Origin of the sequence: Sinorhizobium meliloti (genome assembly GCF_017876815.1) — a bacterium.
In the GTDB taxonomy this organism is placed as follows: domain Bacteria; phylum Pseudomonadota; class Alphaproteobacteria; order Rhizobiales; family Rhizobiaceae; genus Sinorhizobium; species Sinorhizobium meliloti.
Genome location: NZ_JAGIOS010000002.1, coordinates 873,697 through 889,277 on the forward strand (window position 1 = coordinate 873,697; position 15,581 = coordinate 889,277).

The following is a 15,581-nucleotide window of genomic DNA, read 5'->3' on the forward strand; positions in this document are numbered from 1 at the left end:
CGCCGCATTCGCAGTGAAGATCGCGACATACTAATATAAATTTTCACTTCCGCGATCGCGCGAAGGCAGAGTTGCGCATGACGATCACGCAGCCGACCCGGAATGACGCGCCTGCGCGCGCTCACCGCCCCGCCAGGGAATTTGCCGGGCTGGCGCGCGAGTGGCTGTTGCGCACCGATCCGGAACGCCTAATCTGCCTCGGTCGCGTGATCACGGCAGCGTTCGCTATCCTGGCGATCTATCTCGATCCCACTCGGCCGAACTCGCTTCTTTACGAGTCTCGCGTCGTTCTCGGCCTCTACCTTCTCCTCGCAATTGCGCTGGTGATCTTCCCGCTGCGGTACTCGTTCATCAGCCCGGTGCACCTTCTGATCCATGGTATCGACGCGGCGGTCGTCGGCTGGCTGACGTTTCTGACGAACGAACTGGCGAGCCCGTTCTTTTCTATACTTCCGTTCGTCATCCTGGCGATGACGATGCGCTGGGGTTTGAAGGGTGCCGCGCTCGGAGCACTGATCGCCCTTCTCGTCCAACTCGTGGTCGGCCTTCCCGACCTTCTCGACGGCGACGCGGAACTCAACGTCTTCATCATGCGGTCCATCTATTTCGTGCTCGTCGCCGCGACGCTCGGCTATTTCGGAGCCTATCGCGAACGAAGCCGGCAGCGCCTTGCGCAACTCGCGCAGTGGCCGCCGGGCGCAATCGGCGAGGACCGGGTGTCGTGGCTGAGCATCCTGTTGGAACATGCTTCCGGCGTTCTTGGCGATGCGCATCTGCTCGTCATCTGGCGCGAGCAGGAATTCGAATCGGGGTGCGTAGCATACTGGGCCAACGGTACGCTCCAACTGGCCGACCTCAGGCACACCGACTTCTGGCGTCGTCACGATCCCGATCACCACGAGGGACGCGGTCGCAGGAGCGGAGAGGCGCTGAATGGCCTCTTCGCCGATTTGCCCCAAATCCACGCAAACACCGAGCAATCGGATCTCAAGGTATTTTCCGCCGCCTTCTCCAGTGTCCGATATCGCGGCTGCGTTTTCGTGGTCAGCTTCGCCAACGCCGCCGACGACACGAAAGATCTGTCTCAGATCATCGCCACCCGCGTCGGGACGGAGCTCGAGCGTGTCGCTCTTATCCAGGCCGCCCGTTCGGAGGGGCGCATGCGCCTTGCCCGCGATCTGCATGACAGCGTGCTTCAGAACCTCACTGCGGCGCGTCTCAAACTGAAACTGATCGAAGAAGGAATCCCGGATGGCGCGAAGACGCAGCTGACCGAGGTTGGGTCGCTCATCCTCGAACAGCAGCAATGTGTCCGCAAATTCGTGGATGAGAACCGACCGGGAGAGGAAGGCAATCTCGCCAAGCTCGAGCAGGAACTTCCGGAATTTCTCGACCTGTTGAGAACGCAGTGGAATTGCGCAATCGACGTGTCGCACGGACCCGCGCCGCTCGTGGTGCCCAGATGGATGCTTTACGAGATAATGCAATTGATCTCCGAAGCCGCGAGCAATGCGGTGCGCCACGGACGAGCGACGCTGTTGCGGATAGCTTTTGCCAGGACCGCGGAGCTCCTGAACCTGGAGATCACCGATAACGGCACGGGAATACCGGGTGAACTCGAGATGAATCCCCTTTCGCTGTCGCAGCGGGTGGCGGAGCTTGGCGGAAAGCTGGCAGTCTGCCGGAATTCTCCTGGCCTCGGGCTCAAGATCGCGCTACCGCTGAAGCTGGAGGTCAGGTGATGCATTCGGTGTTGCTCGTCGACGACCACCCGTTGCTCCTGCGAGGATTGCAGGACATCATCGCCGCAGCGCCGGACTTCGACGTCGTCGGAGCAACGGCAAGTGGCGTCGAAGCGATTTCGCTCATATCCCGCCTCCAGCCGGACATTGCCGTCCTCGACGTGGCCATGCCGGGCATGGGCGGATTGGAAATCCTGAGGGCGATCCGCGGCACGCGGCGGCTGACGAGGGTGATCTTCCTGACCGCGACGATCAGCGGTCCGCAGATCGCGGAAGCGCTGAAGATGGGGCTCTCTGGGCTTCTCCTGAAGGAATATGCGCCGGAAGCGCTGCTCGACTGCATGCGGCGGGTCGCCATGGGCGGGAAGTGGCTGCCGGCCGATCTGATGGCAAATGCGTCTCAGGTCAGTAACGACGCGCCGCTGGAGAGGTTCAGTCTGCTTACACCGCGAGAACGCGAGATATCAGCGCTGATTTGCGGCGGTCTCTCCAACCGCATGATCGCGTCGAGGCTCGGAACCTCCGAAGGTACGGTCGGAATCCACCTGCACAATATCTTCCGCAAATTGGACATCAGCAATCGCGCCACGCTTGCTGCGCTTCATGTTCAGTACGCCAATCCCTTGAGATCTTGAGCCGCTCGAAAAAAAACGGAGGCATTTGAGCCTCCGAGCTGGCATGGAGCTTGCGATAAGTCGGTGCCGGTCAACCGCCGCTATCCTGTTTTCCTTTGTCGCCCTTCTTGTGGCCGACATCGCGGCTGTCCGCGAAGGCCTTGTCGGAAGATCCGTCGAATACAGTAATCGATACAAGCGGAAGCACCAGCAGGAAGGATACTCCCAGTGCGCATACGGAAACAATTCTCCTATGTGTAAGCATAGGTGGCCCCTTTCCTATAAAAGGCGACGGTTTACTGAGGACGCGTCGTTGTTCGGCTTTGTCGTCCGTGAAGTTGCAACCCTTCACGAACGCATCGTCGCACCAAAGCATGTAGGCCGAAATATAGTGAACCCTATATGCTCGTCTCCAGGGCAAGAGCGGTGGTGGCGACAGTTCGCTGCCGGCGTCCGAAACATCGACGCGCCTGACGACTGCTCGCTGCCGCAGAGCGCCCGATCGGCGCCGCGTCCCACCTGCACTATATCATTTGCTATATTTCCAACACGCGCCTGCGGTGCCAGTATCCGCGAGATTGTCTTGCGTAGAAAAGGAATTGTCGAAATCACGATGTTTCGAGTCGACACCCCAAGCTCAGCACGAAATCTATATTGAATTGAGCGGGAACCGCGCGACAAGCCGCACATATCTCTCATCCCGCGCCGGTACCAAATGAATGACCGCGCGAGCCTCGCGCACTCAGGGGAGCGCGCAACATCACCAATGCTCGGCTCTTTTACGTCAGCAATCCTCTAAGCGTTGGAGCAACATCCTGGTCGCTCCGCCGGGGAGATTTTAGGGAGGAATTCCCATGGCAGTCATCAACGGCACAGCCGGAAACAATGTCCTCATAGGCACTGATCTAGACGACGTGATTAGCGGGTTCGGCGGTGACGATTTCATTCAGGGACTTGGAGGCGCCGACGTGATCAACGGCGGCGCGGGCGTCGACACGGTCGACTATAGCGAAAAGACGACTTCCGTCGTAGTCACGTTAACGGGTGCGACCGCCGCGACGGTCTTCGTCAATGGCGTGGCCGACGACACTCTCAGCAACGTCGAGAACGTTTACGGGGGCTCCGGAAACGACACTATTACGGGCGACGCGCAGAACAACCTATTCCGAGGCGGCGGCGGAAACGACGTCCTCGACGGCGGCGCCGGGAACGATACCGCCGACTATGCCGACAAGACGACTTCCGTCGTGGTCACCCTGATGGGGGCGACACCCGCCACCGTCTTCGTGAACGGTATCGCCGAGGACACAATCAGCAACTTCGAAAACGTCTATGGCGGGTCGGGCAATGACATCCTGACCGGCGACGACCGAAGCAATATCCTGCGCGGCGAAGCAGGAAACGACATTCTCAATGGCGGCGCCGATGACGACTTGCTGTCCGGCGGCGCCGGCAACGACACGGCCGACGGCGGCACCGGGATCGATACCTTCGATCTCCGCGAAAAGACATCTTCAGTCGTCGTACAGCTCAGCGGCGCGAATGCGGCTACGGTCTTCGTCGGCGGCGTCGCCGAGGACACGATCCGCAATGTCGAGAACATCGTCGGCGGGACGGCGGACGACACGCTCAGCGGCGATGCGGCGGCAAACAAGCTCTCGGGTGCGCGCGGTAACGACTGGCTCAAGGGAGGAGGCGGCGCAGACACCCTTGACGGCGGCGAAGACAGCGACACCGCCGACTACAGCGACAAGGCGGCGGCGATCGCCGTGGCGCTGAACGGCGGCAATCCCGTTACCGTAACGGTCGGCGGCATTGCCGAGGATCTGATCGCGAAGATCGAGAACATCGTGGGCGGCTCGGGCGGCGACACGATCATCGGCGATGCGGCTGCAAATGCGTTTCGAGGCGGCCTGGGTGCCGACGTGCTGGACGGCGGCGGCGGCAGTGACACCGCAGACTTCAGCGACAAGGTCCAATCCGTCGTGCTTGCCCTGAACGGTGCAGTCGACGCCATTGCGGCCGTCGGCGGAACGGCCGAGGATACGGTTCGCAACATCGAGAACATCACCGGCGGATCCGGCAACGACCAGTTTACCGGTGACGCCGCGGCGAATACCTTCCGCGGCGGCCTCGGCGCCGACGTGCTGGACGGAGGTGACGGCAGCGACACGGCGGACTACGGCGACAAGACGGTTTCGGTGGTAGTGACCCTGGCCGGCGCAAACCCGACCACCGCCTTCGTCGACGGTATGGCCGAGGATTCTCTGCGCAACATCGAGAACATCATCGGCGGCTCGGGCAACGACGTGCTTGCCGGCGATGGGTTCCAGAACGTGCTGGACGGCGGTGCCGGCACCGACATGGCCGACTATTCTGCCTCCGCCAAGGGCATCGCGGTGATGCTCAACGGTGCCAACGATGCGAAGGTGATCGTTGGCAGTGCTGCGGAAGATACGCTGCGCAACATCGAAAATGTCACCGGCAGCGCCTTCGCGGATGTGATCACCGGCGACGCACAGGCGAACATTCTCCTGGGCGGCAGCGGTAGCGACATTCTCAAGGGAGACGGCGGGCAGGACGTCATCGACGGCGGTGCCGGGACCGATACCGCCGACTTCAGCGAAAAGACGGCAGCCGTCGTTCTGGCGCTGGCGGGTGCGGCGAACGCGATCGCGACGGTCGGTGGGCTGGCCGAGGATACGGTGCGCAACATCGAAAGCATCTTCGGCGGCATCGGCGCTGACGTGCTGACCGGCGACGGCAACAGCAATACGATCCGCGGCGGTGCGGGCGCCGACAGTCTGGATGGTGGCGCCGGTGTGGACACGGTCGATTATCGCGACAAAACCAAGTCCGTTGCCGTTACTCTCGATGGGGCCACCCCCGTGACCGTCAAGGTGGGCGGCGTAATCGAGGATACGATCCGCAATTTTGAGAACATCTCCGGCGGTTCCGCCGGCGACATGCTCACCGGAGACGGTCTGGCCAACGTCCTGGTCGGCAACGACGGCGCCGACACGCTGAGAGGGGGTCTCGGCAAAGACGTGCTGGACGGCGGCAATGGCGTCGACACCGCGGACTACCTGGAGAAAACCGATGCGATTTCGGTCACGCTGAACGGCACGGCGAGCGCGGCCGTTCTCGTCGGCGGCACAGCCGAAGACACCATCCGCGGTGTGGAAAACATACTCTCGGGGTCCGGTGCCGACACGCTTGTCGGTGACACCGCGAGCAATATGTTCCGGGGAGCTCTCGGCGCCGATTTCATAGACGGCGGCGCAGGCGTGGACACTGCCGATTACCGGGAGAAGACGGGGTCCGTCGAGGTGGCGCTCTCGGGAGCCAGCGACAGCTTCGTCTTCGTCGGCGGCGTCGTCGAAGACACCATCCGCAATATCGAGAATGTGTTCGGCGGCAAGGGCAACGATACGCTCACGGGCGACGGCCTCGCCAACACCCTCAACGGCAATGACGGCAAGGACCTCCTCACGGGCGGCGGCGGAGCGGACATTCTCGACGGCGGGGCGGCCTCCGATACGGCGAGCTACCGAGACAAGACCGCATCGGTCTCCGTTACACTCGACGGCGCCACCTATACGACCGTCACGGTCGGGGGCGCGGCCGAGGACACGATCCGCAACGTCGAGAACATCTGGGGCGGGACCGGCAACGACAGCCTGAGCGGCGACGCGAACGCGAACCTCCTTTCGGGCGGCGGCGGAAGCGACATCCTCTTCGGTGGTGCGGGTGCGGACATTTTCCAGTTCGACTTCGCTCTCGGTTCCACGAATGTCGACACGGTTCTGGATTTTACCGCCGGAGACAGGCTCTTCCTCTCGAAGAGCGTCTTCACCACGCTGAGTGGAGGGACGCTGGCGGTGACGCAGTTCTACGCGGCGGCCGATGCCACGGCGGCGCAGAACGCGAACCAGAAGATCATCTACGACACGACGAGCGGTGCGCTCTACTACGACGCCGACGGTAGCCTTTCCGGTCACACGGCCGTGCAGTTCGCGGTGTTTTCGACGCATCCGAGCCTGACCGCGGGAGATTTCGTGCTCGTCGTGTGATCGCCCGGCTACAGGGAACACCTGCCCAGGCTCCGTGTTTGGAGGAACGTGAAAGGACGAGCAGCGCGCCCCGTCCTTTTCTTTTTCTTGCAGCGATCAACAAGGAGCTCCGACGTGAAAGCCCTGACATGGCACGGCAAAGGCGATATCCGGTGCGAGAGCGTGCCCGATCCGAAGATCGAAGATGACCGCGACGCCGTCATCAAGGTCACCGCCTGTGCGATTTGCGGATCGGACGTTCATATTTTTCACGGCCTCATTCCATCCATGGAGAATGGCGACATTCTCGGCCATGAGACCATGGGCGAGGTCGTGGAGGTCGGCAAGGGCGCCAGGGGACTGGAGGTCGGCGACCGGGTGGTCGTTCCGTTTACCATCGCCTGCGGCGAGTGCTTCTTCTGCCGGAAAGGCTTCTATTCCGCCTGCGAGCGAACCAATCCCGACCGGGAAAAGGCGGCGAAGCTCTGGGGCAATTCGCCGGCGGGCCTCTTTGGCTACTCCCATCTCCTCGGCGGCTATAGCGGCGGACAGGCGGAGTATTTGCGCGTGCCGCACGCCGATGTTGGGCCGATCAAAATTCCCGACGAACTCACGGATGAGCAGGCGCTCTTCCTCTCCGATATTTTCCCCACGGGCTACATGGCGGCGGAGTTCTGCAACATCGAACCCGGGCAGACGATTGCGGTCTGGGGCTGCGGCCCAGTCGGACAGATGGCGATCCGCTCGGCATTCCTGCTCGGCGCCGAACGGGTCATCGCCATCGATACGATCGCGGAGCGCCTGAGGCTTGCCGAGTCCGCCGGCGCCATGACACTCGACTACATGGCTGAGGATGTCTACGACCGCGTCATGGAGATCACCCACGGCCGGGGCGCAGACGCCTGCATCGACGCCGTGGGCACGGAGGCCGACAGCCGGGCGAGCCTGGATTCGCTCGTCGACCGCGTGAAGGTGGCTACCTTCATGGGAACGGACCGGCCGCATGTGTTGCGGCAGGCAATCCATTGCTGCAGGAATTTCGGCACGGTTTCCGTCGTCGGTGTCTATGGCGGCTATCTCGACAAGGTACCGCTCGGTTCGGCGATCAACCGCGGCCTGACGCTCCGGATGGCCCAGACCCCCGTTCAGCGCTATTTGCCTTCGCTCCTGGACCGCATCCGGAAGGGCGAGATCGATCCGTCCTTCGTGGTGACCCACCGCGGCGGGCTCGACGACGGCCCCGAACTCTACAAGACTTTCGCGGAAAGAAAGGACGGCTGCATCAAGGTCGTCCTGAGGCCCTGACTACCGAAAGAAGCCAAGTTCAGAGCTCGAGTATGGCGTAGGGCCTGCCCGTCGGTTTCTCCACATGGGCGGCGACGTTGAAGACGGGGGCGCCGCCGGGCGTCCGCCCCTGATAGGCGCCCTGGTGTGCATGGCCGTGAACGACGGCGCTCACCTTGAAGCGGTCGATCGTCTCCGCGAGCCGCGACGACCCGAGAAACGGATAGATTTCCTTCGGTTCTCCGGCAACGGTTTCAGGAATCGGCGCGTAATGCAGAACGACGAGCGCGCGCTCCGCCCTGGTAGCCCTCAAGGCGTTTTCCAGCCGCATGGCTTCGTCGACGCTTGTCTTGACCATGGTCTTTATCGCCGCTTCGCCGAAGGCGCCCAGCATATGCCGGCCGAAGCCGCCGATGAAACCCTTGGTTCCGCAGAAGCCGACGCCCGAAATTTCGACGCTCTGACCGTCGAGAAGATGCACACCCGCCCTGACGAGGATCGACGAAACCTCCTCCACGGCATCGCATTGATGATCATGGTTTCCGAGCACGGCGACGACCGGTATCGTGCAGGACTTCAGATCGGCGGCGAGAAGCTCCGCCTCCGCAGGCTTGCCGAGATCCGTCAGGTCGCCGGCGATCACGAGCACGTCCGCGGCGCGCGAGATTTCCGCGAAGAGGTCGGTATAGGAGACCGATCGGTCCTCCTTTACATGCAGGTCCGCCACGGCGGCCACCTTCAACTTGCTCATGACTCCGTATCCTCAGTTTCTGCGCTGATGTCGGAGTCGCCGCCGACATCGGCGAAACCCCATTCCTTCACATCGATTTCGTAGTCGGGACGCGAGTACATCCGGCCGCGACAGATCTTCGTCAGGGGCAGTGGAAGATCTCTCTGCGCCGCGAGCCTGCTCAAGAGCTCGTCCATCAGCCAGAGGGGGACCTTGTCGCGCTCGGAGGGATAGATCCATCGGAAGTTCAGCAGGTGGATGAGCAGGACCTCCCAGTGCGCTTCCATGTATCCGAGCAATCTTGCCCAATCGATTCGGTCATGTGCCTTCAGGATCAGGTGCGCGACGTCGGCGCCGTCGTAGCGGTGGCGAAGCTGGATGAAGGCCTTGGACCAGACGAGTTCCGTCGGCGCGACGATTGCACAGGTGGAGGCACCGATCTCTGTCAACAGAGCATTGGCGAACCAGGCGTCGGTGACCATCATGGTTCCGTTCGGCGAGGAGAAGATGACGTCGAAGAAGGATTTCCCCTTGAAGACCTTGCCCAGCCATCGATCGTCCTCGATTTCGACTGCGTATCCGAGCGCCTTGAAATGATTGAGGATGCGGGTGTAATCGCCCGGCTTGCAGAAGACGTCGAGATCTTTCGTCGGCCTCGAAATGCCGGTATGGGCGCTGACGGCGAAGGTGCCCGCGATCAGGAACGGAATTTGCGACCGGCCCAGTTCGGCAATCGCCTCGGCAACGAATGCTTCGGCCTCCTCGTCGACGAGACGCGGCAGCGCGAGCGGCTCGGACGGGTGTTCCGAAGGGGAGCGCGGGGGGATTGACGTCATGCTGGTCATCCAAATGAACGAGACTTCCCTGACAACACGCCAGTCTTTCGGAAGTTCCGCTTGCCCCGAGGTGGGGGATTGCATCCCCTCAAGTCCCCGCACTTTGCGTCCGCTACTTAGCTGGGATGCACCAAGGCGCGAACGTGATGGAACCGCTGGCCACGTCATGGCGTTTGTCTGGCAGCTATCGCATGAGCGCCCGGAGCGGAAGCGAAGGGCAGAATCATTAGGAAAATCAAAGCGCTACAGCGACTGCGCGCGTCTATTGATGCGCCGCTGAGGGAGGAGCATATGCCTGTCATCAGCCCCACGATCCACACCCAGCAAAACAGCCGGGAGCTTGAATGTCAGCGCGCAATGGAGGACGAGTTCCTGGTCCTTACGGCCCTGGCCGAGGAAGCGGGCTGGTCATGGCAGGAAATCGCGCTCGCCATGTTGGAGTTGACCGAGCAATATGTTGCAGCCATGCGGCCGAGTTCGGCGATGGAGGCGAGATCACTCCTGCGCAGTCACTCCAAGAGCTTGCACTGACCGGAGCAGTGTCGCGTTCACCCAAAGGCGTTTCGCTGTTTCATTGAAGCAGTGAAACGCTTTTATATTTTGAGACTACGCACTCCCGGACGGAAAACCGTCGAACACCTTTCCTGGAAGTGCTTTAGGTCACGGCACCTCCGACGGCCAGTGCCAATACGAGGAAAACGAGGAAGATAATAACCGCAATGTAGAAGAGTATTTTCGCGATCCCCGCCGTCGCGGCCGAGACGCCGGAGAACCCGAGGAACCCGGCTATCAGTGAAATAACGAAGAAAATTAGTGCCCACTTCAGCATAGTCACTCCTTCCGTTCAGTTCCTGCGTTGCGGTCGTCGTGGCGCAGCCGTTCAGCGGCTGCCCCGGTTCGGATCCTTCCCGGCCGCCTGGCTGCTTTTCTTGACGTCGTCCTTCTTCGCCTGATCGCCTGCACGATTCCCGCCATGCGTCCCTTTCGAGCTCTTGGCGGTCTTGCCGTCCTTTACGTTCGTAGCCATCTCGCATCCTCCAGCGCTGTACCGAAACCGGCAGCAGAGCGGATGCAACCGGGGAAGGGCGATAAAGTTCCGTCCGGGCTTGGAGCCGGCGGCGCCGGTCCGCTTTCCTTCCATTGTTCCAGCGACTGCCGGGGGAACCAAATCTGGCCCGGACGGTTTGGTTGGCCGAATGAGGCTCCCGAGAGAGGAAAGGCCATGAAGAACATCGTCTTCGGCGTTGCGGTGCTGTTGAGCGCTGCGGCAGCGCCGGCCTTCGCGCAGACGGCCGGCAACACCCCGGCCATCGCCACTCCCGACAGGCAGAACCCGACGGCGCCTGTCCCCGGCAAGAACAGCTTCACCGAAGACCAGGCACGGGAACGGATGCAGGAGGCGGGCTACACGGACGTCAAGGAGCTGAAGCTCGACGACAAGGGTATCTGGCGGGCAACCGCGATGAAGGACGGCAAATCCGTTTCCGTCACTCTCGATTTTCAGGGCAACGTAGTCGCGCTTTAACGTCAAACAAAGGAAGAAGACAATGAGAACCGTGGCAGGGCTGTTTGACGATTACGGCGAAGCCCGAGGCGCCGTAAGCGATCTCGAAGCGGCAGGCTTTCCTTCCGAAAATATAAGCATCGTCGCCAACAATGCGGGCGGCCGCTATTCGGGCGACGGCTCCGCTGCAGCAAGCGGTGCCGGAGCAGGTGCCGGTCTGGGCGCCGTGGGCGGCGGCACGCTGGGGCTTTTGACCGGCCTGGGCCTAATGGCCATACCTGGGGTCGGACCCGTGGTCGCGGCTGGGTGGCTGGCGTCGACCGCCGCAGGCGCGGCGGCCGGCGCTCTCGCCGGAGGTGCGGCCGCCGGCATCATCGGATCACTCACCGATTCCGGGATCGAGGAGGAGGATGCGCATCTTTACGCCGAGGGCGTGCGCCGAGGCGGCACGCTGGTGGTGGTCAGGACCGAGGAGCACCTGGTCGCACAGGCGGACGGGATTTTGAGAAATCGCGACGCCGTCGACATATCGGTCCGGCGCCGCGCCTATACGGAGGATGGCTGGACCCGGTTCGACACCGCCTCCAGTCCCTATAGCCTCGACGAGATCGAACGCGAACGCGAACGCCTCAGCCGCCCGGCGCTGTAGCGCAGGTGCCGCTGCCGCGGCACGGCTGAACACTGCCGTTCGGGTCCGCAAAAGCAACCCGGCCGCCGAAGGAGCCAGATCACTGCGCCCCTTGGCGAGACAATGAAACGATCTGGCGCGGCGGTTGCGACGAGACGCAAGGAAGGCTTCCGCCATGATTGATTTTTCCCGTGCCCGCGAACGGATGATCACGTCGCATCTCTCGCGACGGGGGATAAGGGACAGACATGTCGTGGAGGCGATGGGGGTCGTCCCGCGGGAGGCATTCGTCGATCCCGGCTTCGAGGAATTCGCCTATGAAGATTCGGCCCTTTCGATCAGCCATGGCCAGACCATCTCGCAGCCCTATATTGTGGCGCTGATGATCGAACGCGCCGAAGTCCAGCCGGGCGATACGGTGCTCGAGATCGGGACCGGATCCGGTTACGCGGCGGCGGTGCTCAGCCGGATCGCGGCATATGTCTATACGATCGAGCGCCATGCCGGCCTCGCCGAGGTTGCCGAGAGACGATTTGCCGAGCTCCGTTACGGGAATATCGATGTGCGTGTCGGCGACGGCACGGCCGGCTGGCCCGAGGCAGGACCCTTCGACGCCATACTGGTCGCCGCCGGAGGTCCCGAGATACCGCATGCGCTGAAGGAGCAGCTCGACCTCGGCGGCCATCTCGTCATACCCGTCGGCCCCCCTGAGGAGCAGCGCCTGATGAAGGTCACGCGGGTCAACGCCACGACATTCGAGGAGCAGGACCTCGGCGGGGTCAGGTTCGTGCCGCTCGTCGGCGAATACGGCTGGCATGAGGAGCGGGCTCAGTCCCGGGCAAGGCTCAGACCTGCGCCCACGCTGCCCGAGTTGGTTGCAGAGGCGGCCGAGCCGCTGCCCGATCTCGGCGATCCTGCATTCGGGCTGCTTTTCGATCGCTTTGCCGGGCGGCGGATCGTGCTGCTCGGAGAGGCGAGCCACGGCACGTCGGAATTCTACCGCGCCCGCGCAGCCATCACGCGCCGCCTGATCGAGGAACACGGGTTCACGATCGTGGCGGTCGAGGCGGATTGGCCGGATGCGGCGGCAGTTGACCGCTATGTCCGACATCGAAGGCAAGGCATTCGCCTCGACGCGCCGTTCCAGCGGTTCCCGACCTGGATGTGGCGCAACCGCGAAGTGATGGATTTCGTCGAGTGGATGCGCGAACATAACGGCCGCAGGAGCTTGCCTGACCGGGCCGGCTTCTACGGTCTCGACATCTATAATATGCGCGGCTCCATTTCCTCGGTTCTCCGGTATCTCGATGAGACCGACCCCGAGGCCGCCGCGGTCGCCCGCGAGCGCTACGGTTGCCTGACCCCCTGGCAGAACGAGCCGTCGACCTATGGCCGTGCGGCCATGACCGCGGGCTTCCGCAAATGCGAAGAGGCCGTCGTCAGGCAATGCCGCGAACTCCTGGAGAAGCAGCTCGAAGCCGGGCGCGACAGCGGCGACGAGCTTCTCGACGCGGTGCAGAACGCGCGCCTCGTCGCCTCGGCCGAGCGGTACTACCGCATCATGTATTATGCCGGGGCCGACTCCTGGAACATGCGCGACACCCATATGTTCGAAACGCTCGAGCATCTGTTGAATGCACGCGGCGCTCGCTCGAAGGCGGTCGTGTGGGCGCACAATTCCCATATCGGCGATGCCCGCCATACCGATATGGGCACGGCCCGCGAGGAGTTGAACATCGGTCAGCTCTGCCGCGAGCGGTTTGGCGATCAGGCAGCGCTGATCGGCTTCGGCACGCATGGCGGCCATGTGGCTGCCGCAAGCGATTGGGACGGCGATATGGAGGTGAAGCCGATCCGGCCGTCGCTCGAAGGAAGCTACGAGCGCGTGATGCACGACTCAGGGGTAGGGTGCTTCCTCATCGACTTCGCGCGCCACGCGCGTCTGCGCGACGGTCTCCTCAAGCCGTTGCTCGAGCGCTTCATCGGGGTGATCTACCGGCCGGACACGGAACGCTTCAGCCATTATGCCCACGCTTCGCTGCCCCGGCAGTTCGACGCCTTCGTCTGGTTCGATCAGACGACGCCGGTCGAACCGCTCGGCGCGCAACACATAAAGGCGGGCGTGCCGGACACGTTCCCGTTCGGCCTCTGAGGCTCGTGAATCCTTGAGTTAAAGCTGCGTCGAGATGATGTTGTCGACGCTCACCTCGCCGCGGAGCACGCCGCGTTCCGTGCCGTCCGGGGCCGGCCCCTCCTCGACCACGGTGTAGAGCTTCTCGCTGCGAAATGCACTGGCCATGTCGGTCGTCACCCCTTCCGCCGGCTTGGCGTCGATCTCGAGGAAATCGAGTTCCGCCTCGCTCGCGACGATGCGGGCATCGCCGCTCGATCTTGCCGCCACCACGACCTCGCCCTGGTAGCTGGCATTCTGCCAGTTCGGATCGTCAGGCTCGGCGAGCGGCGACAGACGGTATATCTTGAGCTCTTCCTGCATGTGCTACTCCGACTGGTCGATCGCATGCGGCGGCGGTTGCCCCGATTCGGCCGACTGGTCGAGAGGAAACATCATCCAGAGCGCCGCAATCACCACCAGGACGACGATCACTGCTGCAGCCAGGACCTTGGACATGTGAACCTTCCGACGATTGTCGAGACCGAACCGCGAAACCTGCGGTTTTCCGGTCTCCAATCACCCAGGCGTCGAATTGTTCCGAAGCACGCAGGTGACGCGACCACGCGCCGTTCTGCAGGAACATTTCGGGAAGCCGCCGGTTGGAGGACGCGCGAAAAGAAAGGAATATCCGATGGCTACTGCGAACGAACACCTTGTGGCTTGGCTCAGGGATGCACATGCGATGGAAGAGCAGGCGATCACGATGCTCACCAGCCAGTCGAGCCGGCTGGAAAACTATCCCGAACTCAAGACCAGGATCGACCGCCACCTGCAGGAGACGAAGGACCAGGCGGCCATGCTTGAGCGCTGCCTCGAACGGCTCGACGGCGGAACCTCGAGCATCAAGGATATCAGCGGCAAGATCGTTGCCTTCGGGCAAGGCCTGAGCGGCCTCTTCGTCAGTGACGAAGTCGTCAAGGGCACGCTGGCCAGCTATACATTCGAGCATATGGAAATCGCCAGCTACAGGATTCTCATCGCCGCAGCCGAACAGGCGGGCGATCAGGAGACAAAGCGGGTCTGCGAGAGCATCCTGCAGCAGGAAATCGCGATGGCGGAGTGGCTGGCTCAGAACGCCGGTGAGATCACGCGAAAATTCCTGGAGCGAGACCAGCGGGACGTGACGGCCAAGCACTGAAGCGGCTTCAGCCGGACCTGCGGGACCTGCCGAAAGCGCCGCGCCTCCGACAAGATGCGCGGCGCTGTGGTTCTCAGGACGGTTCCTGCTTGTCCCGCATCACGACGTCCAGTTCGGCAAGCAGCGGAAGATGATCCGAAGCGCTTCGCGCCAGGGTGCTGCCGTGCACCCTGCAGGAAGCCACTTCTATGCCTTTGCCGATCAGCACGTGATCGATGCGCAGCAGCGGCAATCGCGATGGAAAGGTCGGCCGAGGCTTGGCGCCGGTCAGCAGTTGCGCGTCGCTGAGCTGTCGGGCCAGGAGCCTGTAGGCGGTCGAACGCCCCGTGGCGTTGAGATCGCCTGCCAGGACCACGTGAGCGTCTCCCTGGGCCATTCCTCCGAGCCAGCCGGGGCCTAGAAGGGCGGTCGCCTGGCGCAGGCGCTCGGCGCCGCGCAATCCGAGATGCGTCACGATCACCTGAAGCTTGACTCCGGCGACGTCGATCTCCACCCAGAGCGCGCCCCGCGGCTCGCCGGACGAGGGGAGGGGTGCTGCCTTGATCAGCCGCATAGGCAAGGCCGTCAGAACGGCGTCTCCGTATTTCTCGTCCTCCAGGTGGAGAGCCGGATGGAACTCGGCTTCCATGTTGAGATGCGTGGCGATCATATGGGCCTGGTCTATTCCGCCGGTGCGGGCGCGGCCAACGTCGACTTCCTGCAATGCGATGACGTCGGGCTGGCATTCGGCGATGACCGCGGCGATACGCGCGGGATCGAGCCTGCGGTCGGTGCCGAAGCAGCTGTGAACGTTGTAGGTGAGGAACCGTATCCGCTGTCGCATCGCCTTCGGAACACGCAGCACCTGCTTTTCGTTCCGGTGGGTGCGCAAGGGAGGGCC

16 protein-coding genes are annotated in these 15,581 nt (G+C 62.7%); 9 read left to right on the top strand and 7 right to left on the bottom strand.

Going from position 1 to position 15,581, the window contains the following annotated elements:
- Positions 1 to 77: 77 nt before the first annotated feature.
- The 4 genes from JOH52_RS22990 (at position 78) to JOH52_RS23005 (ending at position 7,713) form a co-directional block, all read left to right on the top strand.
- Complete coding sequence (locus JOH52_RS22990; RefSeq protein ID WP_014530864.1) at positions 78 to 1,742, top strand: sensor histidine kinase; 1,665 nt, start codon at positions 78 to 80, stop codon at positions 1,740 to 1,742.
- Positions 1,742 to 2,377, top strand: coding sequence for a response regulator (locus tag JOH52_RS22995; RefSeq protein WP_014530863.1), 636 nt, complete (start codon positions 1,742 to 1,744; stop codon positions 2,375 to 2,377). Before JOH52_RS22990 ends, JOH52_RS22995 begins: the two co-directional genes overlap by 1 nt.
- 833 nt (positions 2,378 to 3,210) lie before the next feature.
- A complete protein-coding gene (locus JOH52_RS23000) occupies positions 3,211 to 6,429 on the top strand; it encodes a beta strand repeat-containing protein (RefSeq protein WP_014530862.1) in 3,219 nt (1,072 codons plus the stop codon).
- 114 nt (positions 6,430 to 6,543) lie between these two features.
- Positions 6,544 to 7,713: a zinc-dependent alcohol dehydrogenase gene (locus JOH52_RS23005; protein ID WP_014530861.1), complete on the top strand. Its 1,170-nt coding sequence runs from the start codon at positions 6,544 to 6,546 to the stop codon at positions 7,711 to 7,713.
- 19 nt (positions 7,714 to 7,732) lie between these two features.
- On the opposite strand, the gene JOH52_RS23010 is transcribed toward JOH52_RS23005, so the two are convergent.
- On the bottom strand, positions 7,733 to 8,443 hold the full coding sequence (locus JOH52_RS23010; protein ID WP_010975003.1) for a metallophosphoesterase family protein: 711 nt from the start codon (positions 8,441 to 8,443) through the stop codon (positions 7,733 to 7,735).
- Positions 8,440 to 9,342, bottom strand: a complete 903-nt coding sequence (locus JOH52_RS23015) for a hypothetical protein (RefSeq protein ID WP_013850191.1) — start codon at positions 9,340 to 9,342, stop codon at positions 8,440 to 8,442. Before JOH52_RS23015 ends, JOH52_RS23010 begins: the two co-directional genes overlap by 4 nt.
- A 207-nt stretch (positions 9,343 to 9,549) precedes the next feature.
- Between JOH52_RS23015 and JOH52_RS23020 the strand changes: the two genes are divergently transcribed.
- A complete protein-coding gene (locus JOH52_RS23020) occupies positions 9,550 to 9,789 on the top strand; it encodes a hypothetical protein (RefSeq protein WP_003532132.1) in 240 nt (79 codons plus the stop codon).
- A 124-nt stretch (positions 9,790 to 9,913) separates the two neighbouring features.
- Here the strand turns inward: JOH52_RS23020 and JOH52_RS23025 are convergent, their stop codons facing one another.
- Both JOH52_RS23025 and JOH52_RS23030 read right to left on the bottom strand, forming a co-directional pair.
- Positions 9,914 to 10,087 (bottom strand): DUF1328 domain-containing protein, encoded by a 174-nt coding sequence (locus tag JOH52_RS23025; RefSeq protein ID WP_010975005.1) that lies wholly within the window; start codon positions 10,085 to 10,087, stop codon positions 9,914 to 9,916.
- A gap of 51 nt (positions 10,088 to 10,138) precedes the next feature.
- Positions 10,139 to 10,285, bottom strand: a complete 147-nt coding sequence (locus JOH52_RS23030; RefSeq protein ID WP_010975006.1) for a hypothetical protein — start codon at positions 10,283 to 10,285, stop codon at positions 10,139 to 10,141.
- Positions 10,286 to 10,480: 195 nt separating this feature from the next.
- Between JOH52_RS23030 and JOH52_RS23035 the strand changes: the two genes are divergently transcribed.
- From JOH52_RS23035 to JOH52_RS23045, 3 genes are all read left to right on the top strand, one after another.
- The gene (locus JOH52_RS23035; RefSeq protein WP_010975007.1) at positions 10,481 to 10,783 is read left to right on the top strand and encodes a PepSY domain-containing protein; all 303 of its coding nucleotides are present in this window, start codon (positions 10,481 to 10,483) and stop codon (positions 10,781 to 10,783) included.
- A gap of 22 nt (positions 10,784 to 10,805) precedes the next feature.
- A complete protein-coding gene (locus JOH52_RS23040) occupies positions 10,806 to 11,411 on the top strand; it encodes a general stress protein (protein ID WP_014530860.1) in 606 nt (201 codons plus the stop codon).
- 154 nt (positions 11,412 to 11,565) lie between these two features.
- Positions 11,566 to 13,542 carry a protein-L-isoaspartate(D-aspartate) O-methyltransferase gene (locus tag JOH52_RS23045; protein ID WP_107010484.1) on the top strand — a complete coding sequence of 659 codons (1,977 nt, stop codon included), beginning with the start codon at positions 11,566 to 11,568 and terminating at the stop codon, positions 13,540 to 13,542.
- Positions 13,543 to 13,560: 18 nt separating this feature from the next.
- Here the strand turns inward: JOH52_RS23045 and JOH52_RS23050 are convergent, their stop codons facing one another.
- A complete protein-coding gene (locus JOH52_RS23050; protein WP_003532141.1) occupies positions 13,561 to 13,884 on the bottom strand; it encodes a hypothetical protein in 324 nt (107 codons plus the stop codon).
- A 3-nt stretch (positions 13,885 to 13,887) separates the two neighbouring features.
- Complete coding sequence (locus JOH52_RS35960; RefSeq protein WP_014527637.1) at positions 13,888 to 14,019, bottom strand: hypothetical protein; 132 nt, start codon at positions 14,017 to 14,019, stop codon at positions 13,888 to 13,890.
- Between the two features lie 175 nt (positions 14,020 to 14,194).
- On the opposite strand from JOH52_RS35960, the gene JOH52_RS23055 reads away from it, so the two are divergent.
- Positions 14,195 to 14,701: a ferritin-like domain-containing protein gene (locus tag JOH52_RS23055; protein WP_010975011.1), complete on the top strand. Its 507-nt coding sequence runs from the start codon at positions 14,195 to 14,197 to the stop codon at positions 14,699 to 14,701.
- A gap of 73 nt (positions 14,702 to 14,774) precedes the next feature.
- On the opposite strand, the gene JOH52_RS23060 is transcribed toward JOH52_RS23055, so the two are convergent.
- Positions 14,775 to 15,572, bottom strand: coding sequence for an endonuclease/exonuclease/phosphatase family protein (locus tag JOH52_RS23060; protein WP_017273699.1), 798 nt, complete (start codon positions 15,570 to 15,572; stop codon positions 14,775 to 14,777).
- Between the last annotated feature and the right edge of the window lie 9 nt (positions 15,573 to 15,581).

Bases quoted from the DNA above. Each gene is read 5' to 3' on its own strand.
- JOH52_RS22990 (WP_014530864.1), top strand. From the start codon at position 78: ATGACGATCACGCAGCCGACCCGGAATGACGCGCCTGCGCGCGCTCAC.
- JOH52_RS22995 (WP_014530863.1), top strand. From the start codon at position 1,742: ATGCATTCGGTGTTGCTCGTCGACGACCACCCGTTGCTCCTGCGAGGA.
- JOH52_RS23000 (WP_014530862.1), top strand. From the start codon at position 3,211: ATGGCAGTCATCAACGGCACAGCCGGAAACAATGTCCTCATAGGCACT.
- JOH52_RS23010 (WP_010975003.1), bottom strand. From the start codon at position 8,443: ATGAGCAAGTTGAAGGTGGCCGCCGTGGCGGACCTGCATGTAAAGGAG.
- JOH52_RS23015 (WP_013850191.1), bottom strand. From the start codon at position 9,342: ATGCAATCCCCCACCTCGGGGCAAGCGGAACTTCCGAAAGACTGGCGT.
- JOH52_RS23020 (WP_003532132.1), top strand. From the start codon at position 9,550: ATGCCTGTCATCAGCCCCACGATCCACACCCAGCAAAACAGCCGGGAG.
- JOH52_RS23025 (WP_010975005.1), bottom strand. From the start codon at position 10,087: ATGCTGAAGTGGGCACTAATTTTCTTCGTTATTTCACTGATAGCCGGG.
- JOH52_RS23030 (WP_010975006.1), bottom strand. From the start codon at position 10,285: ATGGCTACGAACGTAAAGGACGGCAAGACCGCCAAGAGCTCGAAAGGG.
- JOH52_RS23035 (WP_010975007.1), top strand. From the start codon at position 10,481: ATGAAGAACATCGTCTTCGGCGTTGCGGTGCTGTTGAGCGCTGCGGCA.
- JOH52_RS23040 (WP_014530860.1), top strand. From the start codon at position 10,806: ATGAGAACCGTGGCAGGGCTGTTTGACGATTACGGCGAAGCCCGAGGC.
- JOH52_RS23045 (WP_107010484.1), top strand. From the start codon at position 11,566: ATGATTGATTTTTCCCGTGCCCGCGAACGGATGATCACGTCGCATCTC.
- JOH52_RS23050 (WP_003532141.1), bottom strand. From the start codon at position 13,884: ATGCAGGAAGAGCTCAAGATATACCGTCTGTCGCCGCTCGCCGAGCCT.
- JOH52_RS35960 (WP_014527637.1), bottom strand. From the start codon at position 14,019: ATGTCCAAGGTCCTGGCTGCAGCAGTGATCGTCGTCCTGGTGGTGATT.
- JOH52_RS23055 (WP_010975011.1), top strand. From the start codon at position 14,195: ATGGCTACTGCGAACGAACACCTTGTGGCTTGGCTCAGGGATGCACAT.